The organism is Aquidulcibacter sp., from assembly GCF_049239865.1.
GTDB lineage: Bacteria > Pseudomonadota > Alphaproteobacteria > Caulobacterales > Aquidulcibacteraceae > Aquidulcibacter.
On the sequence record NZ_JBMLTR010000088.1, the window covers coordinates 12523 to 38375 of the forward strand.

Here is a 25853-nt window from a genome sequence, read left to right on the forward strand (position 1 = left end):
GCCTTACCCCTTTGGTTCGTCCTAGACGACACAACCAAGATCATGAACCAGTTTAGCAAAAAGGGAAGCCTCAATTCCCTCACGCCTGGCAAAGGCTTAGCTGACAGCCCGCCTGCCAAAGCCGCCTGTAGCCGGCAAAGCTTGGCCATGGCGTGGCGCAGTCCCCGCCGCTGGGCCAGCCTCGATGCGCAGGAGCAGGACAGGATTGGGGTCGATGAGGCCGCGATCACGCAGCCGCACCCGCACATAATCATGATCAGGGACATAGAGCGGCATATCATCGAAGATGGGCGGCCCATGCAAAATCAAGAAGTCCGTAACGGCCAGGACACGCTTTTCTACCTCCGCCTGCGGTAAAATAGAGGGCACTGTTTCAAGCTCGCGACCAAAAAACGGTGCGAGACCTTTGGAATGATAGATCAGGCTTGGCACACCTTGCGGGCTCGCTGGCCCCTCAAAACTCCGCCACGCCAACCAATGACTGACTTTGATTTCAGGGATAGTCAGACGCAAAGCCGCCCGCTGAAAGGCTTGGGGCTCAATGCTGACTTCTCCTGTCTTCCAGATGATTTCTTCAGCGGGGACAATCGAAATCAAAGCCGCTGCAACCATGCTGACGGCAGCGGCGATAGCCAGTGCTTCGGCGGGGTGGTTTGCGTCTTGCTCTGAGCGCACAACGACATGGGCGTGGATTCTCGGAAAGTTTGAACGCAAACCGAACCAAGCCGGACAAACCAAGTCCAGCGCTTCGCGTGACTCAAGATTGGGCTGGCCGGGATGCAGATGCACGGAGATGACATTGGGGCCAACCGCCAAAAAGCAGGGTCCCCCTTCCCCACCTTCTGCAAAGCCGCCAGCCCGCACAACGCGGAGTTTGGACATCAGCGACGGGAAAAGGCCGCTCAACCTCGCCAAGATTTGGTCGTGGGCAAAGTCAACGCTATGAGTCAAAGGCAGAAAGGCGACAAATCGTTCACGCATCTTGATGGCTCCCACGTGCTGAACGAACCCGAAAAGTTCTCTCGCGAAGTGGGTTGGATGATGACGTAAGCCCCAGTCGCCATCCCAACCAGCGGATAGTATGGCTGCGACCGCTTACAAAGGTCCTAAAGCCGCAGGTAAAATGCTATCAAAACCACCGGAAATTAAGGGCTTTCGCAGCCTTAATCAGCCAGAACAGCCCTCAGCCAACGCTTCTCGCAAACTTGTGATATCGGCAAGCTTTTGATGAAAACCTGACCAATCGTCATCTTCTGCAATTTTGGCCCATAAGGCCTCCACTTCCTCAATCACCAAGCTTACGGGCTCGGCCCCTTGGAAATAGGGGTGGCTCAAGCGATCTGGTCGCTCGGGTTGAAAGCGGTCGAGCCATTTGAACCACGCTTCGAAATCTTCGCCCTTGTAATCGTCAGCCCGCGGGCCAGCCAATGCGCGCGCTTCACTGACAAGGCCACCAAACCAATCGTGGAAAAAGCCGTCCCACGACACGCCCGATCGCGCCATAAACGCAAACATGGCGTCCAGCATGGTGCGGTTGTCGTCGGGCTCTGCCGCAAACTGCAGGCCAAGGCGGCGCAAAAGCGCGGCCTGCTGGGCTTGGGCAAAGGCGGGTGGATAAGCACGGACAGCCTCGGTCAAACTGTCCAGCTCGCCAATCGGTGTGAGGGCCCCAGCCAATTGTTTAAGGTTCCACAAGCCTGCTTCGGGCTGGCGGCCATAGGCGTAAAGGCCAGTCTGATCGAAATAGGCCGCCGTGAAGTTTCCGTCTGCCACTGGTAAAAACCGCCACGGGCCATAATCAAAGCTCTCGCCGGTCACATTCATATTGTCGGTGTTGAGAACCCCATGCACAAAACCAGCAGCCATCCAACCCGCGACCATGTCTGCCGTGGCAAGCGCCACGTCGCGTACGAGGCCTGCCGCGCGTTCTGGGCCGTCTAGCGCCTGTAAGTGGGGGTAATAAACAGCCGCACAATGATCGACCAAGGCGGTCAAGCGCTCGGGCGCATCGAGAAAGGCATGGCGCTGAAAGGTGCCGAAGCGGACATGGCTATGCTGAAGGCGCACCAAAACGGCCGAGCGCGTGGGGGAAGGTTCGTCGGAGCGGATCAGATTTTCACCGGTTTCAATCAGGCTTAAGGCCTTGGACGTGGGGACGCCCTGGGCTTCCAGCATGCGGGCTGCCAAAACCTCACGCACCCCGCCTTTCAAGGTGAGACGGCCATCGCCTTGTCGCGACCACGGCGTCTGACCAGAGCCCTTGGTGCCTAAGTCAAGCAAGCGACCCTTTTGATCGCGGAGCTGACCAAACAGAAAGCCCCGCCCATCGCCCAATTGCGGATTATAGGTGCGAAACTGATGGCCGTGATAGCGCATGGCCACGGGCGGCTGGGCCATATTGGGCAAAGTCTCAAAGCGGCCAAAATGGGCAACCCATTCGTCGTCGCTTAAGGTCTCAAGGCCGACACTTTCCGCCGCGCGCTGATCGCGCCAGACAAGGCGGTGCATCGGAAAATCAACCGCCTGAACCGGGTCACCAAACTCCGGCCCTAGGCCAAAAAACTGTGGGTCTGGCTGATAGGCGCTGGAGACCGGCATCAGTTGGCAGGCCCTGCAACGCCAGCCTCGGCAAAGGTCGCCATACCGGCATGGCAAGCAACCGCTGACTTGATGATTTGCACGGCTAGTGCGGCCCCCGTCCCCTCACCTAAGCGCATGCCGAGATCCAAGATGGGCTGCTTGCCCAAACGGGCCAACAGCGCGCGATGGCCTGGCTCTGCCGAGACATGGCCGACGATGCAATGATCCAGCGCCTCGGGGTTCATCTGGTGTAAAATCGCAGCGGCAGCGGCGACCATAAAGCCATCCAGCACCACAGGAACCCGTTGCAAGCGGGCCGCCAGAATTGCGCCCGCAATGGCTGCAAATTCGCGCCCGCCGACCCGGGCTAATACCTTTAGCGGATCGGCGCGATCCTCGCCCAAGCGCCCCACAGCAGCTTCAACAACTTCACGCTTAGCCACTAAAGCCGGGCCTTCAACGCCCGTGCCGGGGCCTGTCCATTCGGACGCCTCGCCGCCAAACAAGGCCATAGCCAAGGCGGCTGCGACCGTGGTGTTGCCAATGCCAACTTCGCCCAGAACCAAAAGGTCCGTCCCTTCCGCCAAGACCTCCATGCCATAGGCCATCGTGGCCACACACTCCTGCTCCGTTAGAGCATCGGCCTCAACAATATCCGGTGTCGGCTTGCCCACCGCCAGATCATAGACTTTGAGCCCAGCGCCTGCTTGCTGCGCCAAGACGGAGATCGCAGCCCCACCGGCGGCCATCGCGTCAATCATTTGGCGAGTGACTTCTTGCGGATAGGCGGAGACCCCGCGTGCGGCGACACCATGGTCGCCTGCAAACACGGCAATGATCGGTCTTGTCACCTGCGGCGGGCTTTTACCTGTCCAAGCCGACAACCAATTGCTGATATCTTCGAGGCGCCCCAAGGCGCCTGGCGGCTTGATTAATTGGCTCTCCCGCCAAGCCGTCCGGGCGCTGGCCTCCTCATCCCGACTGGGTAGGTCCTGCAACAAGGCACGGATATCATCAAAGGGCTGTTTGGGGGGCTCGCTGGCATCATGAGGCATGTGGGTGATCTAGCGCGCAATCAAGTAGCAATAAAGGCCAAGGCGATGTGGAAAAGACAGCATAGGCGGTGTTGCCTCACTGCGACTTCGGCGCCACAGTGCCAAAGCTTCACTCAGCCATTAAGTATTATCATCTCGAATTTTCAAACTGTTCGTCTACAAGGACGAAAAGACGTTCCTACAAAATAAGCCAAAGTTGAGTCGCGCCATGCGCATTATTGATGACGCCAGAATTTGCTTGATATTCTTTACGCGTCTGCCGGTGACTTGGCCGGAAGACTTGCCGAGAGAGCGCATTACGCGGGCCTTTCAGGCTGCCCCTGTCGCGGGACTCGTGACCGGCATTATCGGCGCGCTGACCTATGGTCTGGCCATGTGGTTGTTCAATGGCAGCGTTCATATCGCGGCAACCTTGGCCGTTGCGTCGCAAGTTGTCACCACAGGCGCTTTCCACGAAGATGGCTTTGCCGATTTCTTTGATGGCGTCGGCGGTGGCAAGACGGTTACAGAACGCCTAGCCATCATGCGCGATTCTCGTATCGGTACCTTTGGCGGCGTCGCACTTTTGCTGGCGATCATCCTCAAAATCTTTTTGGTGGCCGAGATTGCCCAAGCTTGGCAGGCGGGCCTGTGCCTGATCATCAGCGGGACTTTGGCCCGCACGGCGCTTGTGCATGTGATGACGCTTCTAAAGCCTGCGACCGATGACGGCATTTCTGCTTCTGCTGGACAACCCACCGCAACCGAAGCAACGACGGCGACCGTGATTGGTGCGGTCATTGGCGGCGTCAGTGTTATCCTTGCCTTTCAATTGAGCTTCATGGGTCCCGCCATTGGCGCTGTGATTGGCACAATCTTGGGCGCTGGGGCGATTGCCTTGACGGCACGCAAGCATTTGGGCGGTCAAACGGGTGACGCCTTGGGGGCAAGTGCCATTGCAGCAGAACTTGGGGCTTTGGCCGGGATTGTTGCCTTGATCCCGGGCTTTGTCGGCTGAAATGGCCGAACCGATCGCGACACCCTGCATCAAAGTTTGCTGTGTAGAGCCGCAATCGGGCCTCTGCCTCGGTTGTTACCGTACCTTGCCAGAGATTGCGCAATGGATGCGCTTTACGCCGGACCAGCGCGCCGCGATCACAGAAGAATTGCCCAATCGCCGCGACAGGCTGGACCCGATTTATCAGACCCAGTCTCGCTAAAGATCACATCCGCTCGGGTGCTTCGATCCCAAGAAGATCGAGTGCGATCAGCAATTGCGTCAAGGTCGCCTTAGCCAAAGTCAGGCGCGACGCGCGCACGTCCGCCTCTGCCGCATTCATGATCGGACAGGCCGCGTAGAAGGCCGAAAACGCCCCAGCCAAGCTATAGGCATGGTCCGCCAAAATATGGGGCGCGCGCTTGTCATAGGCCCCGCGAAGGGCATGCTCAAAGCCATCCAGCACCAAGATCAAATCGCGCTCTGCGCCTTCCAGGCTCACCACTGGACCAGCAGCAAAGCCTGCTTCATCCGCCTTACGTAGGATCGATTTGATCCGGACGGCCGCATAAAGGAGATAAGGCCCCGTCTTGCCTTCAAAACTCAAGAACCGATCTAAGTCAAAGATATAGGACGTACCGCGGAAGTTCTGCAGATCGGCAAACTTCAGGGCCGCAATACCAACTTTGTGCGCGATGTCGGCGCGTTCGTCTTGTGGCCAGTCTTGGCCGACGCCGGCCTCATCAATCTTGGCTTGGGCTTTTTCCTGCACTTGGGTGATGAGGTCGTGCAGCTTTAAGACGCCGCCTTCGCGGGTTTTAAACGGCTTGCCATCTTGGCCATTCATCGTGCCAAAACCGATATGGTCGAGGCCCTCACGCGGCATATAGCCAGCCTTGTCCGCCGCACGAAACACGGTTTCAAAGTGATCGGCTTGGCGTTGATCGACGCAATAGATGATCAGATCGGTTTGGAAGCGCTTTACACGGTCAACAATGGTGGCCAGATCAGTTGTGCCATACATGGCCGAACCTTCTGACGAGACCACCAGCAGGGGCGCAACATTTGGCCCCTCGCCGCCATCCTTCTTCGGCACCATTCTGTCGTGCACAAAGACTACCCGCGCGCCTTGATCATCTTGCAACAGACCTTTGGCTTCCAAGTCTGTGATCATGTCGGGGATCAAGGGATCTGCATCGCTCTCGCCCAGCCACAGATCAAAGGTCACGCCTAGGGCAGCAAACTCGCGCTCCAAAGCCCCGCGTGAGACGGCCACAAAATGCTGCCACAGCGCGCGATAGCCGGGCCGGCCTGCTTGCAGCTCGGCTGTGGCTTTACGGGCGCGGTCGCGCGCCTCGACATCGGTTTTGGCCAAAGCAGCCGCTGCTGGATAAATGCGCTCCAGATCGGACAACTGAACCGGGCTGGCATCTGGATACGGTCCGGTAAAGTTGGCATCGAAATAGGGAAGGTCCGGCAGTTCTTGCGCCAAAGTGGCAATCAACAGGCCCATTTGGAAACCCCAGTCCCCAAAGTGCGCATCACCCCACACCTGATCGCCGCGGAAGCGGTAAAGCCGCTTGATGCTGTCGCCAATAATGGTCGCGCGCAAATGGCCAACATGCATGGACTTGGCGACATTCGGCCCCGCATAGTCGACAATGACCCGACGCGGCACCTCAACCAGCTGCGCGCCCGCGCGGCCATCTGCGGCGATGGTTTCAGCTTGGGCGACCAAAGCAGCATCCGACAAGGTGATGTTGAGGAACCCGGGGCCAGCGACCTCTACGCGGGCTATATCGGGGTCTTTGGCAAGTCTTGCGGCAACGGCGGTTGCGACCTCACGCGGGTTTTTGCCTGCCTGCTTGGCCCCAGCCATCGCGCCATTGCACTGAAAATGGCCGAACTCTGCCTTTTGGGCGCGCACAACCGCACCCAGATCCCGGCTTAAGCCTAGATCAGCGAAAGCATCCCCCAACTTGTGGGCTAATTGAAACGCAAAATGGGTCATGGGATTGGGCCTTTAGCGTGGAACGCCAGCATCCACACGGAAGCGCTTACCATTGCGGTTGAAGTCCAATTGCTCTGGCGTCAATTCAAAGCCGACCAGCACCTCAAAGTTCGCCCCAGCAATGTCCTTATTGGCACGGGGGATTTCTATTGCGATCGGTAAGGACTTCAAGGCAACCCGGTCAGAGCCTGCTGGAATCGCAACCCGTTGGGTATAGACTTGGCGGCTGATGACGGCGATGTCCTTGCGCGTGACAGTCACCCAATATTTAGCGTCCTTATAGGCACCCTTCGCCTTAGGACCTTTGCCAAACGCCATATCCAATTCCAGATTAATGGTAATTGGATCGCTGCCAACATAGCGGCAATCTGAATTGACGTTCAAAATCTCGCCCGTATAGCCGACATTCTCAAACCGCTCTGGCCCGTCAAGCTCCACAAAACGCTGCGCATCATACAACACCCGCACAGCTGGACACGGCCCAACATTGGCGACGCCTGAATCACTGCCGAGTGTCTTGGCGAGCCCTGAAAAGAAGCCGCGTTTGCGGGGGGGGCCGACTGGGGTCTCTAAGGTTTCAGCATCCCCTGCCTTAGCCTCAACCGCAGGCTTTGGCGCTTCTGCGGCTGGCGCGTCAGCCTCTGACATCGGCGGCGGGGCCTTATTGCGGCCATCGCGATTGCCTACAAATGGCAAGGACGAGCAAGCGGCAAAAAGGATGGACGAAGTGATCACAAAGGCAATAGCTTGGGGGCGCATGTTGCATTCCACAGAAGAAGCGAAGCAGACCATCTTGGCACTGCCGCAATTATAGACCATGTCTTTAGAGGTCAGTCTTGCTTCAAGCAACGCAATGCGGCGCCAACAAGGCAATGCCACCGGAGAAATCATGTCGGAAGTTACAGCCCCTACCCCTCCTTTGACGATTTTGCTCGCTGCACCGCGCGGCTTTTGCGCCGGTGTTGACCGCGCCATCCAGATTGTTGAGCGCGCGATTGAGAAATGGGGTGCCCCTGTCTATGTCCGTCACGAGATCGTCCACAACGTCCATGTCGTGGAAAGATTGAAGCGATTAGGCGCTGTTTTTGTTGAAGAATTAGACGAATGCCCAACAGACCGTCCTGTGGTGTTTTCCGCCCACGGCGTACCGAAATCGGTGCCGGAAGAGGCCTCACGCCGCAATATGATTTTTGTCGATGCGACCTGCCCTTTGGTCTCCAAAGTCCATGTCGAAGCCCAACGGCATTTTGATGCGGAGCGTGAAATTGTTCTCATTGGCCATGCAGGTCACCCTGAAGTCATTGGCACCATGGGCCAATTGCCCGAAGGCTCGGTGACCTTGATCCAAGACGTCGCAGAAATCGCTGATTTCCAGCCAAAAGATGCCAAAAAGCTCGCTTTTGTGACCCAAACGACGCTGTCGGTCGATGATACAGCCGAGATTGTCGGCGCATTACAGGCCAAATTTCCCGAAATCTCGCCGCCGCATAAGGAAGACATTTGCTACGCGACGACGAATCGCCAAGAGGCGGTCAAAGCGCTAGGGGCCAAAGCTGACCTCCTCTTGGTCATTGGCTCAAAAACTTCGTCCAACTCTATTCGGCTGGTGGAAGTGGGCCTTCGCGCCGGGGCGAAAGCCGCCCATTTGATCGATGATGCCCATGGCATCGACTGGTCATGGTTTGACGGAATCTCCACCCTGGGCCTCACCGCCGGGGCCAGTGCGCCAGAAGATTTGGTCGAAGCGGTGATTGCGGCCTGTCAGGCACGCTTTGGCGTGACGCTGCAAGATGTGGAAGTCACGCGCGAAGACGTCATCTTCAAACTACCGCGCGTGGTCGCGACGGCGCAGGACTAAACGCCGACTAATTCTCGGGCCAAATTCTGTAACACCCCCCTCCCCAAACCGCCGCGCGCCCGCTAAGCATAGGCCGTGCGGTCCCGTAGCTCAGCAGGATAGAGCAATCGTTTCCTAAACGATGGGTCGGGGGTTCAAGTCCCTTCGGGACCGCCATTTTTTGTGCAACCCCTTTTTGAGTGGCGCGCCTTCAGAGACCGATCAAGCTGAACTCTGGGCTACCGTTCCAAGCGAGCATCCAGGATGCGCCTGGTCTCACATTCTGCACGGCACCCGGATCAAAGGCGACGAAGCATTGCCCATTCTTACGCCGGACAGATGGATAAATAAGGCCACGATGGCCAGCGCGCCTAAGATCGGCTGCCAAAGCTTGGCCCGCTGGATAGCCCCGGTCTGGATCGGCATCCAGCGCAGGGTTGGTCGGATCGGCGCAAAGATCGGGGAAGTCGCCGATGAAGTCCGCCAGCAATTCGATATATTGCACCTTAAGCTCGAACCGGTTGATATAGCCAAGCTCGCGCGTGCGATGAAATCCGACTTCCGCGACCGAGGTCAGGGCATCCCAAGCGCAATACCAAGCGCCGCGCTCGCCGCCGTTAAATCGATTGCCGCCTGCACGCGTATAGGTGAAAGCCGCGTTCACATGGCTTTGACCATAGAGCTTCAAATCCTGCGAGCGCCGCTCAAAAGCCAATTCGCGGCGATCTAGCGCTGGACTACCCTCCCGCTCTGCAATCAATCTTGCGTTCGTCTCTCCCTCAAGTTCGGCGAGAATTGCAGCCTCGTCATCCGTGTCGACCAAGCCTCGCAGGATCGGCGGCTTGTGATGCGCCGCAGGAATGAGACGGACGAGAGCCCGATCCTTGACAGAAGTTATCTTCAAAGGCCGCCCCTCAGGGCGTCAACATAGGCACGGACCCGAAGTATCTTTGGCAGTCCACCGCTAATCATGGAATCCATTGGACGGACACCGTCAAATTCTGGCCCTCGATTGGGGAGTTTCACCCACTCGCGTGAGAGCGCTTCGTCGAAGTAAATTTCAAGGGACTTATAAAGTCCGACAATGGCGCTGAGCCTTAGCATCTGATCGCGTGACAATTCACCAGCATAGGTGGGAGACTTGGCACGCTTCCACGTCGACTCTGACATGTCCGCCAACGCGGCCGCCTCGCTCTGCGTAAGAGACCAAGCTTGCGCTATGCGTGCATAAGCCTTCAACGCGACTGCTTGAACATCAACCGATTGCCGTGTTTTAACCAGAGTGGACATCTTAAGGGCTCCAAAGCAACTTCAGGATAAGGCCATATGACCTAAAATGCAAGTTCAAAAGAACCAAACCATGAGTGCTGTGGTCTTGTTATCATGAAGGACCAAAACCAAATGCCCAGCAGCTTTGCCCCCAAGGATCACGAAAGCTTCTTCCAAGCCGCTTCGCCGGAAGTGAGACTTCGATTGGAAGCCATTCAGGCCTTGGTCGAGCGCAAGGTGCACGGTGCAGAGCGCTGCGTGAGCTATGGCATGCCAGCATTTCGGTTGGGCAAGGTTTTCTTCTATTTTGCCGCCTTCAAGAAACACATCGGCATCTATCCGCCCCTCAGGGAGCCTGACGCTTTGGTCGACGAACTTGCCGCATTTCGAGGACCCAAGGGCAATTTGAGTTTTCCCTATGGCGAGCCCCTACCTTTAGAGCTTATTGGCCGGGTCGCAGAAGCGCTCGCAAACCAATATGGTCGGACGGTCTGAGAGATCTTACGCTGCGCCGTTTGTTTGTTACGGCGCAGCGCTTTAGTTGGTTAGCTTAGCTGTGCATGTGCTGAGGCAGCGCCTCAACTTGCGCCTTGGTCCATGTGGTCGTGGCGTGGACATGGCCATGCTCGTCACGCATGAAGTCCAATTGATTGATCTTCAAGGAAACAGGCTTTGTGCCCAGCCCCAAGAAGCCGCCGACATCGACGATGACGTCACCAGACATGCCCATGCCGTGCACATGTGAGACTTTGCCGATCTTGGCGTCGTCCGCCCCATAAACGGTCGCATCATCAAGTGTTGCGGCGTTGAGTTCGGATTCGGTGAGGCGGATGTGCTTGCTGTGGTCCATAGGTGAGTATCCTTGCATTGATTGAGGAGCAGCTTTGCTCACGTGCACAACGCTTGGATAGGTTGGCTGTTCCGCAAGGGATTGAGTTGGGCACATGCCCGGCGAGCAGGAGCCCAATCTCTGGCATTTACTCTACTTGGGGCTCTTCCTTTGGAAAGATTGACGCCTTCAAATAGATCCATGGCTGGAACAATACCTCGGTATAAGGCATGTTCACGGTGTTGAGCGGCTCTAGGTCACCCCAGCGCGATAGGCCATGGGCGCAACCAACCCACATAATTGTCCAATATAGCCAATATACCGTCAAACCCTTCGCCAAATCACGCGCCAGCTCGCGCTGGACAGCAACTAGGACCAGAATAACGATCGGCAAAAAGTTGGCTGCAACTGCAATCCACATATAGAAGAATAAGGGAATTACGGCTGCCGCACCAAAGAAACTCACAATATTAATTGAGAGAAGACCTGCTACGAAAATTGCACCAATTAAATTCATGGGAGTCAATTCAACAGACTTAAACATTGCAATCCCCAGTAATCATATATGAATACAATACCGAAATTACATTAAAGATTGGTATTTGCCATTATTCGCCCTTGGTTCCGCATCCGGCTTTTAAACCAAGGCAAAAGTTCCCCAAGTCCTCGATGTCCGACGAAAACCCGCGTTGACACCTTGAGAGCGTTCACTAAGCTGTGATGGCTCAAGGAGGCCAAAAATGGCACTATTTCCACCCAGTACGAACGACGATTATCGCGGTGCGAAGATCTCCGCTTGGTTTTTAATGTTCGTGGCGGTGACGGAATTTATTCCGGGCCTCATCCATTATTTCCTGCCCGATGGCGGGGCTGGGGTTATTGCCGGCATGGACCTTTCGGTTCGAGGAGCCACGATCATCGCGGTTTTTGCTTGGTTTGGGGCGATCCAAATCCCTTTTGCGCTGTTGTTGTTCGTCATTGGGCTGCGCTACCGAACCTTGGTCCCGTTGGCGCTGATGGCCGTGATCTTGGCACGGGCCTTGGCGGCGATTGATGGCTGGTTCCTCAAAGGTGCTGTCACAGGTCATCACCCACCAGAGCATTACGCCAGCCCCCTGACGGTGGTGCTGGGCCTGATCTTCTTGTTTCTGGCGCTGCGAGAGCGGCCAATCAATCTTTGACTACAGTCAAAGTCTCGAGCCAGTTTATTACATAGGCTTGCAACAAAATGCGCCGATCGGACCATGCATGGTCTGTCTGTGCATGATGTCTCTCAACCTGCGCACCAGCCGCCGTCGCTCCAGTCGATAGCGCATCAGAATAGTGGCCAAAGCCGTCGTCAGAGCTAAGCACAAGCAGCCTCTGGCCCTTCAACCCCGGCAACATCTTCTCGTAAGTCCATTCGGGGCCGCGTGCGATAAGTTCGTCTGTCGCGCGATCCGGCGTGCTGCCCGCTAAGGCGCGGGTGTTTGCAATTGCGATGGGCATCGCGGCATTGCGATCTTTGGCCGCAGCAATACCTTGGCCGCCCATGTCGGGAGCAGATATGGCCGCAGCCCCGAGTAATCCGCCATCAACGGCTGCGAGCCGGATACTGAGCCATCCACCGAGGCTATGCCCCACGACGGCAATCTTCTTTGGGTCGATCCCAAAGCGTTCAGTAACCTCTTTTCGGCGGATATAAGCGAGCGCCGCCTCTGTATCTTCTGTCGTGTGCGCGAACGTCCAATTTCCCGGACTGCCCCAAGACCCCCGATAATTGAATGTAATGGCATTCCAGCCTGCCCGCTGGGCAGATCGGGCAATATCGAAATTCTTTTCATTGCCCGGCCAGCCATGCAGGACGAACACGGTAGGATGAGGCCCGGCACCTGCCGCGCGGTAGAGCAAGGCATTCACTTCAACCCCGCCGGTCGGGATACTAAAGGCAATCGTCGCTGCTGGATTCGCCTTGTCCGGCTCAGGATCGCTGTTGACAGCGGTCGGAATTTGGACCTGTGCCGTGGCCGGAAAACCAGTCAACACAATCAACATGATAATCCAGAGCTTCATTTCGGCATCCCCCCAAAATTGGATCATTCTTTTCGTGCAGAGGCAGCACAGTCACCCGCTAGGATGGCGCAGTCTCCGCTCAAAACTAAGCAGCGGCTCTGCTAAAATCTTAGCCTCCAAGAGCTTACCGCTGGTAAAATTTGACGTCAATGCAGATGATCCAAGCAATTGAGGGGTGATTCAATACCAGCCAAAGGTCCCCTTTTAGCCGCTCCATCAACAAGGCGTGAGACCGCAAAAAATAAGCGGTGATCGAGAGGCCAAGCGAACCAATCGTGCTATGTCCCCGTGACGGGCATCTTTGCTTGCCCTTCCTCCGACCGATATGGCTTTTGATATGATCTCCGCCCCGCGCATTGGCGCAGTAAGCACCGTCTTCCTTACCCTCCTCGCCCTGCCCGCTTGCGCGACGAAACCGCCGACACAAACGGGCTTTCTGACCAATCAGGCCGGCATGGAGAAGGTGTCTGGCACCGTGCGGGCGCAGATTGAGCGCCAGCGCGACCTTAGCGCTTTGCGGGCCGTCCAGAAACTGACGCTCCTACCCGCAAAACTTCAGGAGGGTGGTGACATTCCAGATACAATCACGCCCGAGTCGCGCCTTTTGGTGTTGGGCGAACTGGATCGTCAGCTTTGCTTTCAATTGTCACGGCGTTTCGAACTTGTCGGCCCAGAAGATCCATCCGCTGCGCGGGTCCAAGCCGTTATCACGCGCTTACAAGAGACCAGCGCGACCGCATCGGCTGCTTCAGCGGCGGTCAGTTGGTTCCTGCCGGGCGGTTCTGTTCGCTTGCCTGTCGGCCGGGGCGGCCTCAGTATTGAAGCGCGCTTAGACCTTGCCGATGGGCAACAAGCGGCGGCTATGGCTTGGTCGCGCGGCGCAGGCGTGGTGATGGATGAAGGCTCGCTGTCAGAAGTGGGCGATGCCCACCGCTTCACCGCCAACTTTGCTGATGATTTTGCAGACTTTCTGGTTGAACCGGGAAAGCCAAAACGCGCCCTCCCCGCGCAAGACCCCTGCCAGAAGCATGGCGCGCGGCTAGACCTCGGCCGACTGGCTGCAGGCCAAGTCATTGGCCTGCATGTACCGAGGCCAAATAGTCCAACACCCCAAAACAACTAAAGGCTAAGAAAACGTCGAATTTTCTGGGGTTTTTCTTCAAAACTAGTGCAAATGCAGCGTCCAAGCTAACCGAAAATAAAGCTCCAACCTTTAAGCTTTCTCCAGACGGGGAGAGTAACGGCGTGCACCAGTCCTATTTAGAGCTAATCAAACGGCTGCGCGACGACCTCCCAAGCCGCACCTTGGCGGCCATCGGGTTCACGGGTCTGTTGCTGTGGGGCATTGATGGCTTGGCCGCCATTCTCTGGTTTGCAGCCTTTGCCCTCAATGAAGGGCTTGAGCTTCTCATTGGCCTGAAATCGAACAAGGACCCTGTAAAGGGCGCGCTTAACCGCAGGCTCTTTTGCGCCAATATGGTATTTGGCTCCAGCGTTTGGGTCGCAGGCGCGCTTGCCCTCGTCAAGACGGGCGAGATTGGCCCCCTGATCATTGCTCTGGCAATTCTGGTCGGGGCTTTGACCCATGTCATTTCCACCAGCCTGACCTATGTCAGCGCCTTTTTGGCCGCAGCCCTTCCCCTCGTGATGGGGATTATCGCTGTGCCGGCCGTGATGATTGTCAGCCACGCCTATCCCGACGCTGCGGTATTCCAAGCCAGCATCGCGATGGTGTTCCTGCTGACCTATAATCTGAGTGCGGCGCTTCAAAGTTGGCAGCGCGAAACCAAGCTTGCCAAGACACTGGCACAAGTAAGCCTCGCCAGTGACGCGAAGTCGCAATTCTTGGCGACCATGAGCCACGAAATCCGCACGCCGTTGAATGGCATCGTCGGACTGGCAGAGGTCCTGAACAATACGAAGTTGACCGCTTCCCAACATGAGATGGTCAATCTGGTCCGCACGTCTGGGGAAACCTTAGAGCGCCTAGTGTCTGATGTGCTGGATAGCGCGAAGATCGAAGCCGACAAGCTGGAACTCTCCATCGCGCCATTTGACTTGCGCGAAACCATCGAGACCGCTGCCCATACGTTCCGGACACGCGCGGAAGAAAAAGGCGTGGTGTTCAGTCTCATCATCCCGCCAGAGGCCGAAGGCCGCTATCTGGGCGACGCAGTTCGTATTCGGCAGATCATTTCGAACCTCACGTCCAACGCCATCAAATTCACTGATAAGGGCCGGGTCGACGTCGAGGTTGATGCGCTGGAGATTGACGGCGATAGCGTTGAGCTTCGCATCCAGGTGTCCGATACCGGCATCGGCTTTGATCCCAAGGCCAGCCAGCATTTGTTTAGCCGCTTTGAGCAAGCCGATAACAGCATCAGCCGCCGCTTTGGAGGCACGGGCCTCGGCCTCTCCATTTGCAAAAGCTTGTGCGAATTGATGGATGGCAGCATTTCAGCGACCTCGCAATTGGGCGCGGGCAGTCGGTTTGAAGTGCGCATTCAAGTCAAAAACGCCGAGGCACTTAAGGCCAATCCGCGTCTGCCAGCCCCTGTGACTTTGGATGACGCCTTATCCTTAAATGACAGTTCTGTTGGGCCGACTGGCTTGCGGGTACTGGTAGCTGAAGACAATCCGATCAACCAAAAAGTCATCACCTTTATGCTGGAGCCTATGGGCATGACGCCGGTGATGGCCGCCAATGGGCGCGAGGCCTTGGCCTTCTTCAAGATCGACAGCTTTGACCTGATCCTGATGGATATGATGATGCCGGAAATGGATGGCCTTGCGGCTACCCAAGCGATCCGGGCATGGGAAAAGCAGAACAACCTACCCCGCACCCCGATCGCCATGTTGAGCGCGAACGCCATGAGCGAACATGTGCAGGCAGCCCTTGCTGCGGGTTGTGACGTTCACATCGCCAAACCCGTCACGCCCGCCACCCTCGTCACGGGCATGACGGAAGCCTTGTTCATGGAACATGACGAAAATGGCGAACCCGATGCGGATCTTCAAAGCCGTCTGATTGGCTAAACCCGCCCTAATAGGTCAGCGGTGGGTCGTGATAGACCGATAGACTTTTGAGATTGGGCTGCAGGCGGGGTTCGCAGAAGCCGAGGTCGGCGAAAATTTCGTCGCGGAGGCTCTCGAAAGCTTTTTGTTGCTGACGCTGTGCCTCAAACAAGGAACGATCGCCATCAACTAACTTATCCAACCCACTGATGGTTTCGCCAATTACTCGATTTTGGTGATCATAGGCGGTTAGTTTGAGGCGACCCTGATCCTCAATGATCTCAACCCGCTGACCTGCCTTGATGGGCCAGCGTACCCAATCCTGCCCAGTTGCATCGGTTGAGAAGAGCAAAACCGCATCAGCACCTTGAAGTTCAAATGCCCAAGTATGAGCATTGCTACGATGCCAATGACCTTTAAGAACGCCCTTTTTCAAAGGCGTGTTCATGGAGACATTTAAGACACTTTTGGGCAATTGCGGCTCGATCAAAACTTCCGTCCCGCCCCCTCGAATTCGGACACCCAGAATCTCTTCATGCCAAACGCGTAATTGCTCTGCGTTTGACCAAGCTTGCAGGAAAGTGCCCGTTCGGCGCGCCCACGTGGCACCGGGCACGGGTAGAGCGTCGGCGCATTCGGCCAGGCTGCCCACAGCGCCTTCGCGTAAGGCTTGGCGGTTCATGTTTTCAAACAGCTGCCACGGCTCTTTTTGGACGCCATAGCGCAGCAAGGTGGTCATGGCGACGCCATTCAGCCACGGCCAGACCGTGCCGTTATGATAGGCGGCGTCCTTATGATAATAATGCCAATGCTCGTGATAAGGATGAAACTCAGGATCCTCCTGGCTCAAGGTCGCCACACCCCATGGATAAACGAGGCCCTTCCAGAGGTCGCGCGACCAGAGCAATTTCTGCTTCATATGGGAAACCAGATCAATCTCGTCCCGATAGGACACTTTAGAAATTGTCTCTAGCGCAAAGAAAGCATTCGGCCTAAGCGCCAGATCAGGGCTACCGTCTGGCTTTAGATGGTCGACAAGTTTTCCTGTCGCCTTGTCGACAAACTTTTCTGCAAGGCCTTTGCTGATAGACCCCATGGCATCCAATGCTCGGGTCATCAAAACCGGATCTGTTGTTGCAAGACCGGTGGAATTTATTGCCACTTCAATCGCTTCAAGCCACAAGACTTGGATATCGATCGCCCGATTGCCACGCGGTGAAAAAGCCCGCACACCTTTTTCCTTGGCGTCCATCCAAGTGTCGGCATCGCCATGGGTGATAAGGCCGCTTTCGTCTAAGTCATGGTCCAACATGCCTTCAATGGCCCGCATGACAGTTGGCAAAAGTTCTTTAGCCAAGGCGTCATTTCCCGACCGGAAAACTAGATCAGCCAAGGTAATGATAAACCTCGGCGTGCCGTCGGCGGTATTATATTGCACGCCATCGGGTCGAGCGCGATTGGGAATGCGGCCATAGGTTTTGGACTTGGGGTCCCTATCTTGTAAGGCGGCAAAACTGCGGAACACATCGGCAGCGACATCATATTGGCCGGTGACAAACAAAGTGCCGGTGATGGAGATAAAAGTGTCTCGGCCCCAATAATCATTGAACCACGGCAGGCCCGCATATATGCCCGTTCCCATCTGCTTCATCACCAATTGGTCTGCCGTCAGGCGCATCCACAAAAGCGCTTTGGTGCGATCTGGGTCGCCTGCATCTAGGGCTCTAGAGCCTGAGACCAAAGCCTCCATCCGCGCCATGCGGGCAGTCGTCAGGCTTTGATAGGTCCGGCGCAGTTGGCTTAGAGAACGACGCACCTCGGCCTTAGATGGGCCAAGCAGGATGAAAAAGCCCGCCGAAGGCGTTTGAATGGCCAAAATCTCATTCACGGCAAAAGCGTGACTAGATGGCTCAACAGGTGCGACGAGCATCCAAGACGTAGGTGCCTCTTTGGGCTGAAACCAAACCCCGTCCTTATCGCCGCTACCAGAGCCTTGGATATCGCCCTCAAAGTCAAACACCAAGGTGCCGGGCAGATCCGTCTCTACGTCTAAATGGAGCGCTGTCAGACCGTCAAACAGCCGAAGCGTTTCTTTGACCCGCCCATAATCACGCGTGATCGCATGCGGGCTGACCACCACATTCGCCTCGGCGCGCTGGAGGGGCCTGCCATTATGAATGAGGCGATAGTCCTGAAAAATCCGCTTGGTGGCAACATTCCAGCCATAGAACCAATCATCGGTCTTTTCCTGATGGGTACGCCCATAAAAATAGGCCGAGGCCTTGTCGGTAAAGCTATATTGCCGGTTCTCCGCCGCGCGCACCGGCATGGCGAGACTTTCGAGGACGGGGAAGGATTGGGCGGCCTCAGAGGTCGCTTGCGCGCCTTTCGGTAGAACGCTCAGCGCGCCAGTAGAAGCCGCGGCGACCAGCAAAGAACGTCTGCGCATGAATAATCCCCAATCCAAAATAGAGGCTGCAGCCTAATCAAGGTGTAAAACACTTGCTAGACTCTCCCATAGGCGTTAACAGCTACCGCCTTCCAAGGCCCTCCCAGCGTGCTATCCGCTCGGGAGGGCTTTTTGCGACTGGCACCCTGAAACAAATTAGAGCCTCGAACGGACGCCCCCATGCCTAAACGCACAGACCTGAAATCCATTCTGATCATCGGGGCGGGCCCCATCGTGATTGGTCAGGCGTGTGAATTTGACTATTCGGGTGTGCAGGCTTGTAAGGCGCTGAAGGAAGAAGGCTACCGGGTCATTCTGGTCAATTCCAATCCCGCCACCATCATGACCGACCCGGATCTGGCCGACGCAACCTATGTCGAGCCGATCACGCCTGAAGTGGTGGAGCTGATCATCGCCAAGGAACGCCCAGACGCGGTCCTGCCCACCATGGGCGGGCAGACGGCGCTGAATTGCGCGTTGACGCTGGAAAAGACCGGGGTTTTGGCGAAATATAATGTGGAGATGATTGGCGCAAAAGCGGACGTCATCGAAAAGGCCGAAGACCGCCTGAAATTCCGGGATGCGATGGACAAAATCGGCCTTGAAAGCCCCAAGTCCAAAATCGCCCACACGGTTGAAGAAGCCATGGCCGCCCTGCCCTTCGTCGGCCTGCCCGCCATCATTCGCCCCAGCTTTACGCTGGGCGGCACGGGCGGTGGTATCGCGTATAATGTCGACGAGTTTAGGCGCATCTGCGCCAGCGGCATTGCCGCCAGCCCCGTGGGCGAAGTGCTGGTTGAAGAAAGCGTATTGGGCTGGAAAGAATATGAGATGGAAGTGGTTCGCGACAAAGCGGACAATTGCATCATCATTTGCTCCATCGAAAATATCGACCCGATGGGCGTCCATACAGGCGATTCCATCACGGTCGCCCCAGCGCTCACCCTGACCGACAAAGAATATCAGCGCATGCGTGATGCCTCGATTGCCGTCTTGCGCGAAATCGGGGTCGAGACTGGTGGCTCCAATGTGCAATTTGCCGTCAATCCCGCCGATGGCCGGATGACGGTGATTGAAATGAACCCGCGTGTGTCGCGTTCCTCCGCTTTGGCATCCAAGGCTACGGGCTTCCCCATCGCGAAAGTCGCGGCCAAGCTCGCGATTGGCTATACGCTTGATGAAATCGCCAATGACATTACGGGCGGCGCAACCCCTGCCTCGTTTGAACCCTCGATTGACTATGTCGTCACAAAAATTCCCCGCTTTGCCTTTGAGAAATACAAGGGTGCCGACACGACTTTGACCACCTCCATGAAGTCGGTGGGCGAAGCCATGGCGATTGGCCGGACGTTCCAAGAAAGCTTTCAAAAGGCTTTGCGCTCGCTGGAAACAGGCCTCGACGGCTTTGATCCTTTCCTCGAAATCGGCAATGACAAAGAAGCGCTGCATCAGGCTTTGACCATCCCAACCCCCACCCGCATTTTGGTGGTCGGCCAAGCCTTGCGCATGGGTATGAGCGTGGAAGAAGTTCATGCAGCCAGCAAGATCGACCCTTGGTTCTTGGATCAGTTCGCCGAATTGATCGCGACCGAGAAAAAGCTGGAGACCCAAGGTCTGCCACAAGCCCCCGCCGACTGGCGCTTTGTGAAGGCGCAAGGCTTCTCCGATAAGCGCTTGGCCAAGATCGCCGGCAAGAGTGAGATCGACGTGCGGGCTGCCCGTCGCGCCGCTGGTGTCCGCCCAGCTTATAAGCGCATCGACACCTGTGCAGCCGAATTCGCCTCGCCCACGCCCTATATGTATTCCACCTATGAGACCGAATGCGAGGCAGCACCCAGTGCGGCCAAGAAAATCATCATCCTGGGTGGTGGTCCAAACCGCATCGGCCAAGGCATTGAGTTCGACTATTGCTGCTGCCATGCCGCCTTTGCCTGCGAAGAGCTGGGCATTGAAAGCATCATGGTCAATTGCAATCCAGAGACGGTCTCGACTGATTATGACACTTCAGACCGGCTCTATTTTGAGCCCCTGACTGCCGAAGACGTGCTGGAAATCATCGAGACCGAAAAGCAAAGCGGCACACTTTTGGGTGTCATCGTGCAGTTTGGCGGTCAAACCCCTCTGAAACTCGCCCACCCGCTCGAGCAAGCTGGCGTGCCCATCCTCGGCACCAGCGTGGACGCGATTGATATCGCCGAAGACCGCGAGCGCTTTAAAGCGCTTCTAAACGAGCTCAACATGCTCCAACCCCGCAATGCGATTGCCCGCACCGAAGCAGAAGCGATTCTGGGTGCACAGGCGGTTGGCTATCCCGTGGTGCTGCGTCCTTCCTATGTGCTGGGCGGCCGGGGCATGGAAATTGTCTATGATCAAACAAGCCTTGAACGCTATGTGCGCGAGGCGGTGATTGTGTCGGGCGACAACCCCGTCTTGATCGACCAATATCTCCGCGATGCCATCGAAGTCGATGTCGACGCTTTGTCGGATGGCAAGGACGTATTCGTTGCGGGCATTATGGAACATATCGAGGAAGCCGGTATTCACTCAGGCGACAGCGCTTGCGCCCTACCGCCCTATACTTTGTCGGCCGAGATCATCGCCAAGATCGAAGCCCAGACGATTGCGATGGCCAAGGGCCTGAATGTGGTGGGCCTGATCAATATCCAATATGCCATCAAGGACGATACGATTTATGTGTTGGAGGCCAATCCACGCGCCTCGCGCACGGCACCCTTTGTGGCCAAAGCAGTCGGCATTCCAGTCGCCCGTATTGCCGCCAAACTGCAAGCTGGCGAAAGCTTGGCGAGCTTTGGATTGAAGCAGAAGAAACTCAACCATGTCGCTGTCAAAGAAGCGGTTTTCCCGTTTGCCCGCTTTGCCGGCGTTGACCCGATTCTGGGACCTGAGATGCGCTCCACCGGCGAATGTATGGGCATTGATACCGACTTTGGCCATGCGTTCTTAAAGTCGCAATTGGGGGCTGGCATGCGCTTGCCTGCAGGCGGCACCGCCTTCTTGTCGGTGAAAGATAGCCATAAGCCAGCCCTTGCTGAACTCGGTCGCAATTTTGTGCGCTTAGGTTTCAAACTCGTGGCGACAGAGGGCTGCGCGAAAGTTCTGCGTGACGCGGGCGTGCCGGTTGAACGCGTCAATAAGGTGATGGAAGGCCGTCCCCACATCGTGGACGCCATGATCAATGGCGACATCCAATTGGTTGTCAACACAACCGAGGGAGCGCAATCGCTCGCCGATAGTTACTCCATCCGACGTACAGCTCTGGTGTCCAATATCTCTTACTACACCACGATTGCTGGCGCGCGCGCTGCTGCCACGGCCATTGAAGCGGCCGAGGGAGAAACCCTGCAAGTTAAGCCACTGCAAGCATACGCTTGACGAAAGACGATCCAAACACCACTCTATAAGCCCCTTTTTGTGGAATCCCCCTAATGGAAAAGATCCCTATGACTGCAGAGGGCCATGCGGCGCTCGATGCAGAACTCAAACGTTTGAAGACTGACGAGCGCCCATCGGTGATTGGCGCCATTTCAGAAGCGCGCTCGCATGGCGACCTGTCTGAGAATGCGGAATATCACGCAGCCAAAGAGCGGCAATCCTATATTGAGGGTCGCATCGCTGAGCTGGAAGACAAATTAGCACGCGCCCAAGTGATCGACGTGTCGAAATTGTCAGGCTCGAACGTCAAGTTTGGGGCCACGGTGACCGTCATTGACGAAGACACCGACCATAAGGCTGTCTATAAAATCGTGGGTGAAGATGAAGCCGATGTGAAACTCGGCAAAATCTCCATCACCTCCCCCATCGCCCGTGCCATGATTGGCAAGGAAGAAGGCGATGTTGTGGAAGTGGCAGCGCCCGGCGGCTCCAAGAGCTATGAGATCGTGGCAGTCACTTGGGCCTGAGCCCTTTCGGCTCCACGCTTACAAAAAAGGAACGGGCCCCTGCATAGGGGCCCGCTTTATTTGTTAGAGGCGGACTTCAAATGTCGCTTCGGTTTTGGCCTTGACCTCATCCAAGGTCACGCCAGTGGCCAGTTCGATCAGCGACATGCCCCCTGCTTTGCGGTCAATGGAAAAGACCGCCAGATCGGTGATCACCAGATCAACGACCTTCAAACCCGTCAGCGGCAGATGACAGCTGTGCAAAAGCTTTGGTGCGCCGTCTTTAGAGGTATGTTCCATCACGACGACACAGCGGCGCACACCTGCGACCAAATCCATCGCCCCGCCCATGCCTTTGACCATTTTGCCGGGCACCATCCAATTGGCCAAGTCACCGGTCTCTGACACTTCCATCGCACCCAGAATAGACAAATCGATATGGCCGCCGCGGATCATGGCAAAGCTGTCGGACGATGAGAAAAATGACGTCTGGGGCAATTCAGTAATCGTCTGCTTGCCAGCATTGATCAGGTCGGCGTCTTCCTCGCCCTCAAACGGGAATGGCCCCATGCCCAACATGCCATTCTCGCTCTGCAGCGTAACCGTCATGCCTTCGGGGATATGATTGGCAACCAAAGTCGGGATGCCAATGCCAAGATTGACATAAAAGCCATCACGCAATTCTTTGGCGGCGCGGGCAGCGAGATCATCGCGGGTCCAGGGCATTATTTTTGGTCTCCAGCTTTTGACTTTTCAGTCTCTTTGGGTGGGTCCGGCTTAATCAAGGCTAATGGGACGGGGAATAGCTCATCAAACAACGAGATCAGCGGTGCCATAGCAGTCAAGCCGTCCATATAATTGGACTGGCAATTGCGGTAGGCCAGCAATGAACGCCCAGAATCTTTGGCTTCGATAAAATAATGGGGCGCGTGCAGGCATAGTGCATCTTTCGAATCTTCAGGCAAGCCAACGCGCGCGCCATCCTTGCCGCGCACCTGTGGATCCAAGGTCCACAGACCACCCGCATCTATAGCAGCCATAACTTCCAAAGCCTTGGTCCGCTCGACTCGCAATGTGTAGAGGCCTGTAAGGGTACCTTGCCGATAAGTTCCAAATCCGTCCGTGTGGCGTAATTCGGCAGAACAGGATTTGGGATCGCACCACAAAGTAAGAATACCGGGCTTCTTGTGCCATGCGTGCCAGATCAAGCGATAGGCTCGCCGATTTTCCGCAAGCGGTTCAGCTTGCATAGATCGGAGATCAAACGAATGAGGTGGCGACACTTCAGCCTCAGCGGCAGCACGTGCGTGCAAATTCAAAGGCGCTAACATCAGGCAAAAAGCCAAGCTGCGCATGGCATGCCTTAGCCTTGGGATAAAAGTTGACTGACTTGATGCCTTGGGCATCAGACAGCATTCCTCTTGGTCACAGTGCGCTGTTCGATGCGTTTTTCAAAGCTGCCTTGTACCAAGCGCTTCACATAAATGCCGGGCGTATGGATGTGGTCGGGGTCTAGGCTGCCGACAGGCACAATCTCTTCCACTTCCGCCACGCAGATTTTGCCAGCCGTGGCCATCATCGGGTTAAAGTTGCGGGCGGTTTTGCGGTAGATCAGATTGCCCGCCGTATCGGCCTTCCAAGCTTTCACCAGCGACACATCGGCTTTGAGACCGGTCTCGAGAATATAGGTCTCGCCATCGAAATCCTTATGCTCTTTGCCTTCAGCGATTTTCGTGCCGACGCCGGTCTTGGTGTAAAAGCCCGGGATCCCGGCCCCACCGGCGCGAATACGCTCTGCCAGCGTGCCTTGGGGGTTGAACTCGAGCTGCAGCTCACCTGAGAGATATTGGCGCTCAAACTCTTTATTCTCGCCGACATAGGACGAGATCATTTTGGCGATCTGCTTGGTTTCCAGCAACAGACCCAAGCCAAAGCCGTCAACCCCGGCATTGTTGGAGATCACGCTAATGCCCTTCACGCCGCTGTCGCGCAGCGCGAGGATCAGGTTTTCAGGAATGCCGCACAAGCCAAAGCCGCCGGACATCACGGTCATGCCGTCGAAGGTGAGGCCTTCGAGTGCGGCTGCCGCATTGGGATAAATGGTGGTCACTGTCACGCCCTTCGGGTTTCGTCGCCCGTGTTTAGCAAGGCTAGACGCTTTGTCGAGCGCTAAGCGACAGAAGGGGTGGCAATTCTTGTGTAGGGCCTATGGATCGGCCCAAAGCGGCCCTTATTGGCCAGAGCGCTTGCGCACAGCCGTGATCGACTTGGTAAAGCCCGCAACCTTTTCCAACACCAGTTCGGCGTCCGGGAAGAAGCCTTTCATGTCGGCCTCATTCAGCAAGCGCCAATCTGGCTGGACATTGGATACCCAGAATTTGCCGACAGTCTTCATCAAACGGCGCTGTAAGGGGCGCGGCAGAAAGATAATGGGCTGGGGCAACATCGAATGCTGTTCGAGTGGGAAATCGACATTTGGCGTCTGAACGAAATAGCCGTCGGTGATGCGGCGTAATTCATCGGCAAAGCGCTGTTGGTGCACGATGGCCGTGGCGTCAAAGGCCTTATTGTCATCCATGTCCAACATGGCCTGCTTTGGCCCGGTCACATGTTCGATGACCGACGAGCAGAAGACGATATCAAACGCGCGATCGTCAAATGGCAAAGCCTCTTTCGAGCCGTCCAGCAGCATGGTCTCATAGCCATAATTGGCCTTGGCCTGCTCAAGGTCCGGTGCCCAATGATCGGCGATCAGGACGTTTTTGTGATGGGGCGCAATGGCGTGAAAATGGCTGCCATTGCCGCCGCCCAAATCCAGAATCCGATGGTGCGGTTCAACGCCCATCATCGTCAAAAATTGCTCCCCACGGCGGGCACGGGCTTTGGCGGAGATGGAATGCAAGAACGACTTGATCAAGATCTGTATCCAAAAAGGAGCGCGCCTGCCCTCAAATCAGCCCCACCGAATGGGGCCCAAAATCGAAGCAATTGCCGCGCAGGATTGAGCCCCGCTTGTAGCGACCCTTTGTAAAAGAACACATAACATGCATGTTTTTGGCCATGGCGAATATTGATCGATTAAAGCTTCGCCTTTGCAGGTTTAGTCTGGTATTTTCCAGCGAAACAAGGACACACTTGCAAATCTATTTTGAGAAACATCTCTAAATGCATTTGTATTTAAGTGCGGCGGCACACGCTTTGCACCAACGCCCGCGACGTATCAGGAAGGCCTAACATGGAACGCTTGCGATCATTCTGCCGCAAATCAGGTCTGGTTTGCGCTTTGGGGACGGTTTTGATCGGCTCTGGCGTTGGGGTCGCTGTCGCGCAAGGTGTGTGGCAGGCCACCAAAGTCCCGACGCGGACACAGGTGTCGACGCAACTGCCCCGCGCGCCCTTCCCGGTTGAGCGCTGCATCAATGTGGCCGGCGCGCTGGAAGCCCCGAACGAAGGCGATTGGGGCTATAAGATCCGCGAGCGTGACTTCAAAACCATCCGCGCGGCAGGCTTTGATACCATTCGCGTGCCCATCAAATTTTCCGCCCACGCGATGGAACAAGCCCCCTACACGCTCGACCCCACCTTTATGGCCCGCATTGACGAAGTGGTTATCTGGGCTATTCGCAACGACCTGACCATCATCTTGAACCTGTGCCACTATACCGAGCTGTTTGAGAATCCCGACGTGCATGAGCGACGCCTCGTTGCCCTCTGGGCGCAGATTGCGGCGCGCTATCAAAACACACCGGCCAAAGTGATGTTTGAAATCATCAATGAGCCACAAGAGGCGTTTTCTGGTCCGCGCGTCAACAAAGTTCAGGCAGAAGTTCTGACCATTATTCGCAAAACCAACCCAACGCGCACGGTGATTTTCGCTGGCG

General features: G+C 56.2%; 25 protein-coding genes and 1 tRNA gene. 11 read left to right on the forward strand and 15 right to left on the reverse strand.

What is annotated here, in order from left to right:
- Nucleotides 1–96 precede the first annotated feature (96 nt).
- The 3 genes from ACOVRA_RS06560 to cobT form a co-directional block, all read right to left on the reverse strand.
- Nucleotides 97–981 (reverse strand): hypothetical protein, encoded by an 885-nt coding sequence (locus ACOVRA_RS06560; RefSeq protein WP_421719590.1) that lies wholly within the window; start codon nt 979–981, stop codon nt 97–99.
- A 186-nt stretch (nt 982–1167) separates the two neighbouring features.
- The gene (locus ACOVRA_RS06565; protein ID WP_421719591.1) at nt 1168–2598 is read right to left on the reverse strand and encodes a protein adenylyltransferase SelO; all 1431 of its coding nucleotides are present in this window, start codon (nt 2596–2598) and stop codon (nt 1168–1170) included.
- Nucleotides 2598–3635 carry a nicotinate-nucleotide--dimethylbenzimidazole phosphoribosyltransferase gene (gene cobT / locus ACOVRA_RS06570; protein WP_421719592.1) on the reverse strand — a complete coding sequence of 346 codons (1038 nt, stop codon included), beginning with the start codon at nt 3633–3635 and terminating at the stop codon, nt 2598–2600. The genes ACOVRA_RS06565 and cobT overlap by 1 nt, the downstream gene beginning before the upstream one ends.
- Before the next feature lie 208 nt (nt 3636–3843).
- Here cobT and cobS point away from each other — a divergent pair, with 208 nt between their 5' ends.
- Both cobS and ACOVRA_RS06580 read left to right on the forward strand, forming a co-directional pair.
- Nucleotides 3844–4632, forward strand: a complete 789-nt coding sequence (gene cobS, locus ACOVRA_RS06575; protein WP_290808140.1) for an adenosylcobinamide-GDP ribazoletransferase — start codon at nt 3844–3846, stop codon at nt 4630–4632.
- Nucleotide 4633: 1 nt separating this feature from the next.
- Entirely contained in the window at nt 4634–4834 is a 201-nt protein-coding gene (locus ACOVRA_RS06580) for a DUF1289 domain-containing protein (RefSeq protein WP_421719593.1), read from the forward strand.
- A gap of 3 nt (nt 4835–4837) precedes the next feature.
- Here the strand turns inward: ACOVRA_RS06580 and argS are convergent, their stop codons facing one another.
- Together argS and ACOVRA_RS06590 are read right to left on the reverse strand one after the other, a co-directional pair.
- Entirely contained in the window at nt 4838–6622 is a 1785-nt protein-coding gene (gene argS, locus ACOVRA_RS06585; protein ID WP_421719594.1) for an arginine--tRNA ligase, read from the reverse strand.
- Nucleotides 6623–6634: 12 nt separating this feature from the next.
- Nucleotides 6635–7381 carry a hypothetical protein gene (locus ACOVRA_RS06590; RefSeq protein ID WP_421719595.1) on the reverse strand — a complete coding sequence of 249 codons (747 nt, stop codon included), beginning with the start codon at nt 7379–7381 and terminating at the stop codon, nt 6635–6637.
- A gap of 130 nt (nt 7382–7511) precedes the next feature.
- Here ACOVRA_RS06590 and ispH point away from each other — a divergent pair, with 130 nt between their 5' ends.
- Entirely contained in the window at nt 7512–8480 is a 969-nt protein-coding gene (gene ispH / locus ACOVRA_RS06595; protein ID WP_421719596.1) for a 4-hydroxy-3-methylbut-2-enyl diphosphate reductase, read from the forward strand.
- A gap of 79 nt (nt 8481–8559) precedes the next feature.
- Nucleotides 8560–8636: transfer RNA gene (locus ACOVRA_RS06600), tRNA-Arg, on the forward strand.
- A gap of 34 nt (nt 8637–8670) precedes the next feature.
- Here ACOVRA_RS06600 and ACOVRA_RS06605 read toward each other — a convergent pair.
- Together ACOVRA_RS06605 and ACOVRA_RS06610 are read right to left on the reverse strand one after the other, a co-directional pair.
- Nucleotides 8671–9363, reverse strand: coding sequence for an RES family NAD+ phosphorylase (locus ACOVRA_RS06605; protein ID WP_085339111.1), 693 nt, complete (start codon nt 9361–9363; stop codon nt 8671–8673).
- A complete protein-coding gene (locus ACOVRA_RS06610) occupies nt 9360–9749 on the reverse strand; it encodes an MbcA/ParS/Xre antitoxin family protein (protein ID WP_085339113.1) in 390 nt (129 codons plus the stop codon). The genes ACOVRA_RS06605 and ACOVRA_RS06610 overlap by 4 nt, the downstream gene beginning before the upstream one ends.
- A gap of 93 nt (nt 9750–9842) precedes the next feature.
- On the opposite strand from ACOVRA_RS06610, the gene ACOVRA_RS06615 reads away from it, so the two are divergent.
- Nucleotides 9843–10223, forward strand: coding sequence for an iron chaperone (locus ACOVRA_RS06615; protein ID WP_085339115.1), 381 nt, complete (start codon nt 9843–9845; stop codon nt 10221–10223).
- Nucleotides 10224–10278: 55 nt separating this feature from the next.
- Here the strand turns inward: ACOVRA_RS06615 and ACOVRA_RS06620 are convergent, their stop codons facing one another.
- Both ACOVRA_RS06620 and ACOVRA_RS06625 read right to left on the reverse strand, forming a co-directional pair.
- Nucleotides 10279–10578 (reverse strand): PRC-barrel domain-containing protein, encoded by a 300-nt coding sequence (locus ACOVRA_RS06620; protein WP_085339117.1) that lies wholly within the window; start codon nt 10576–10578, stop codon nt 10279–10281.
- Between the two features lie 127 nt (nt 10579–10705).
- Nucleotides 10706–11074, reverse strand: a complete 369-nt coding sequence (locus tag ACOVRA_RS06625) for a hypothetical protein (RefSeq protein ID WP_421719597.1) — start codon at nt 11072–11074, stop codon at nt 10706–10708.
- A gap of 223 nt (nt 11075–11297) precedes the next feature.
- Here ACOVRA_RS06625 and ACOVRA_RS06630 point away from each other — a divergent pair, with 223 nt between their 5' ends.
- Nucleotides 11298–11738, forward strand: coding sequence for a hypothetical protein (locus ACOVRA_RS06630; protein WP_421719598.1), 441 nt, complete (start codon nt 11298–11300; stop codon nt 11736–11738).
- Here ACOVRA_RS06630 and ACOVRA_RS06635 read toward each other — a convergent pair.
- A complete protein-coding gene (locus ACOVRA_RS06635; protein ID WP_421719599.1) occupies nt 11728–12609 on the reverse strand; it encodes an alpha/beta hydrolase family protein in 882 nt (293 codons plus the stop codon). The genes ACOVRA_RS06630 and ACOVRA_RS06635 overlap by 11 nt on opposite strands.
- Before the next feature lie 337 nt (nt 12610–12946).
- Between ACOVRA_RS06635 and ACOVRA_RS06640 the strand changes: the two genes are divergently transcribed.
- Together ACOVRA_RS06640 and ACOVRA_RS06645 are read left to right on the forward strand one after the other, a co-directional pair.
- The gene (locus ACOVRA_RS06640; protein WP_421719600.1) at nt 12947–13732 is read left to right on the forward strand and encodes a DUF3313 family protein; all 786 of its coding nucleotides are present in this window, start codon (nt 12947–12949) and stop codon (nt 13730–13732) included.
- 122 nt (nt 13733–13854) lie between these two features.
- The gene (locus ACOVRA_RS06645) at nt 13855–15645 is read left to right on the forward strand and encodes an ATP-binding protein (protein WP_421719601.1); all 1791 of its coding nucleotides are present in this window, start codon (nt 13855–13857) and stop codon (nt 15643–15645) included.
- Nucleotides 15646–15652: 7 nt separating this feature from the next.
- On the opposite strand, the gene ACOVRA_RS06650 is transcribed toward ACOVRA_RS06645, so the two are convergent.
- Nucleotides 15653–18073, reverse strand: a complete 2421-nt coding sequence (locus ACOVRA_RS06650; protein ID WP_421719602.1) for an amylo-alpha-1,6-glucosidase — start codon at nt 18071–18073, stop codon at nt 15653–15655.
- Nucleotides 18074–18253: 180 nt separating this feature from the next.
- Here ACOVRA_RS06650 and carB point away from each other — a divergent pair, with 180 nt between their 5' ends.
- Entirely contained in the window at nt 18254–21466 is a 3213-nt protein-coding gene (carB, locus tag ACOVRA_RS06655) for a carbamoyl-phosphate synthase large subunit (protein WP_421719603.1), read from the forward strand.
- Nucleotides 21467–21519: 53 nt separating this feature from the next.
- Nucleotides 21520–21993, forward strand: a complete 474-nt coding sequence (gene greA, locus ACOVRA_RS06660; protein WP_085339131.1) for a transcription elongation factor GreA — start codon at nt 21520–21522, stop codon at nt 21991–21993.
- A gap of 63 nt (nt 21994–22056) precedes the next feature.
- On the opposite strand, the gene ACOVRA_RS06665 is transcribed toward greA, so the two are convergent.
- The 4 genes from ACOVRA_RS06665 to ACOVRA_RS06680 form a co-directional block, all read right to left on the reverse strand.
- Entirely contained in the window at nt 22057–22698 is a 642-nt protein-coding gene (locus ACOVRA_RS06665) for a 3-oxoacid CoA-transferase subunit B (protein ID WP_085339133.1), read from the reverse strand.
- Nucleotides 22698–23327, reverse strand: a complete 630-nt coding sequence (locus ACOVRA_RS06670; protein ID WP_085339135.1) for a hypothetical protein — start codon at nt 23325–23327, stop codon at nt 22698–22700. The genes ACOVRA_RS06665 and ACOVRA_RS06670 overlap by 1 nt, the downstream gene beginning before the upstream one ends.
- A gap of 50 nt (nt 23328–23377) precedes the next feature.
- Nucleotides 23378–24082: a CoA transferase subunit A gene (locus tag ACOVRA_RS06675; protein ID WP_106407575.1), complete on the reverse strand. Its 705-nt coding sequence runs from the start codon at nt 24080–24082 to the stop codon at nt 23378–23380.
- Between the two features lie 120 nt (nt 24083–24202).
- The gene (locus ACOVRA_RS06680; protein ID WP_085339136.1) at nt 24203–24889 is read right to left on the reverse strand and encodes a class I SAM-dependent methyltransferase; all 687 of its coding nucleotides are present in this window, start codon (nt 24887–24889) and stop codon (nt 24203–24205) included.
- A gap of 318 nt (nt 24890–25207) precedes the next feature.
- Here ACOVRA_RS06680 and ACOVRA_RS06685 point away from each other — a divergent pair.
- Nucleotides 25208–25853 (forward strand): glycoside hydrolase family 5 protein (locus ACOVRA_RS06685; protein ID WP_421719604.1); only part of this gene is annotated, 646 nt, incomplete at its 3' end.

Coding starts and splice junctions, on each gene's coding strand:
- ACOVRA_RS06590 (WP_421719595.1), bottom strand. CDS start 7,381: ATGCGCCCCCAAGCTATTGCCTTTGTGATCACTTCGTCCATCCTTTTT.
- greA (WP_085339131.1), top strand. CDS start 21,520: ATGGAAAAGATCCCTATGACTGCAGAGGGCCATGCGGCGCTCGATGCA.
- ACOVRA_RS06620 (WP_085339117.1), bottom strand. CDS start 10,578: ATGGACCACAGCAAGCACATCCGCCTCACCGAATCCGAACTCAACGCC.
- ACOVRA_RS06615 (WP_085339115.1), top strand. CDS start 9,843: ATGAAGGACCAAAACCAAATGCCCAGCAGCTTTGCCCCCAAGGATCAC.
- ACOVRA_RS06560 (WP_421719590.1), bottom strand. CDS start 981: ATGCGTGAACGATTTGTCGCCTTTCTGCCTTTGACTCATAGCGTTGAC.
- cobS (WP_290808140.1), top strand. CDS start 3,844: ATGCGCATTATTGATGACGCCAGAATTTGCTTGATATTCTTTACGCGT.
- ACOVRA_RS06650 (WP_421719602.1), bottom strand. CDS start 18,073: ATGCGCAGACGTTCTTTGCTGGTCGCCGCGGCTTCTACTGGCGCGCTG.
- ACOVRA_RS06580 (WP_421719593.1), top strand. CDS start 4,634: ATGGCCGAACCGATCGCGACACCCTGCATCAAAGTTTGCTGTGTAGAG.
- ACOVRA_RS06625 (WP_421719597.1), bottom strand. CDS start 11,074: ATGAATTTAATTGGTGCAATTTTCGTAGCAGGTCTTCTCTCAATTAAT.
- cobT (WP_421719592.1), bottom strand. CDS start 3,635: ATGCCTCATGATGCCAGCGAGCCCCCCAAACAGCCCTTTGATGATATC.
- ACOVRA_RS06670 (WP_085339135.1), bottom strand. CDS start 23,327: ATGCGCAGCTTGGCTTTTTGCCTGATGTTAGCGCCTTTGAATTTGCAC.
- ACOVRA_RS06635 (WP_421719599.1), bottom strand. CDS start 12,609: ATGAAGCTCTGGATTATCATGTTGATTGTGTTGACTGGTTTTCCGGCC.
- ACOVRA_RS06640 (WP_421719600.1), top strand. CDS start 12,947: ATGATCTCCGCCCCGCGCATTGGCGCAGTAAGCACCGTCTTCCTTACC.
- argS (WP_421719594.1), bottom strand. CDS start 6,622: ATGACCCATTTTGCGTTTCAATTAGCCCACAAGTTGGGGGATGCTTTC.
- ACOVRA_RS06610 (WP_085339113.1), bottom strand. CDS start 9,749: ATGTCCACTCTGGTTAAAACACGGCAATCGGTTGATGTTCAAGCAGTC.
- ACOVRA_RS06565 (WP_421719591.1), bottom strand. CDS start 2,598: ATGCCGGTCTCCAGCGCCTATCAGCCAGACCCACAGTTTTTTGGCCTA.
- ACOVRA_RS06665 (WP_085339133.1), bottom strand. CDS start 22,698: ATGCCCTGGACCCGCGATGATCTCGCTGCCCGCGCCGCCAAAGAATTG.
- ispH (WP_421719596.1), top strand. CDS start 7,512: ATGTCGGAAGTTACAGCCCCTACCCCTCCTTTGACGATTTTGCTCGCT.
- carB (WP_421719603.1), top strand. CDS start 18,254: ATGCCTAAACGCACAGACCTGAAATCCATTCTGATCATCGGGGCGGGC.
- ACOVRA_RS06630 (WP_421719598.1), top strand. CDS start 11,298: ATGGCACTATTTCCACCCAGTACGAACGACGATTATCGCGGTGCGAAG.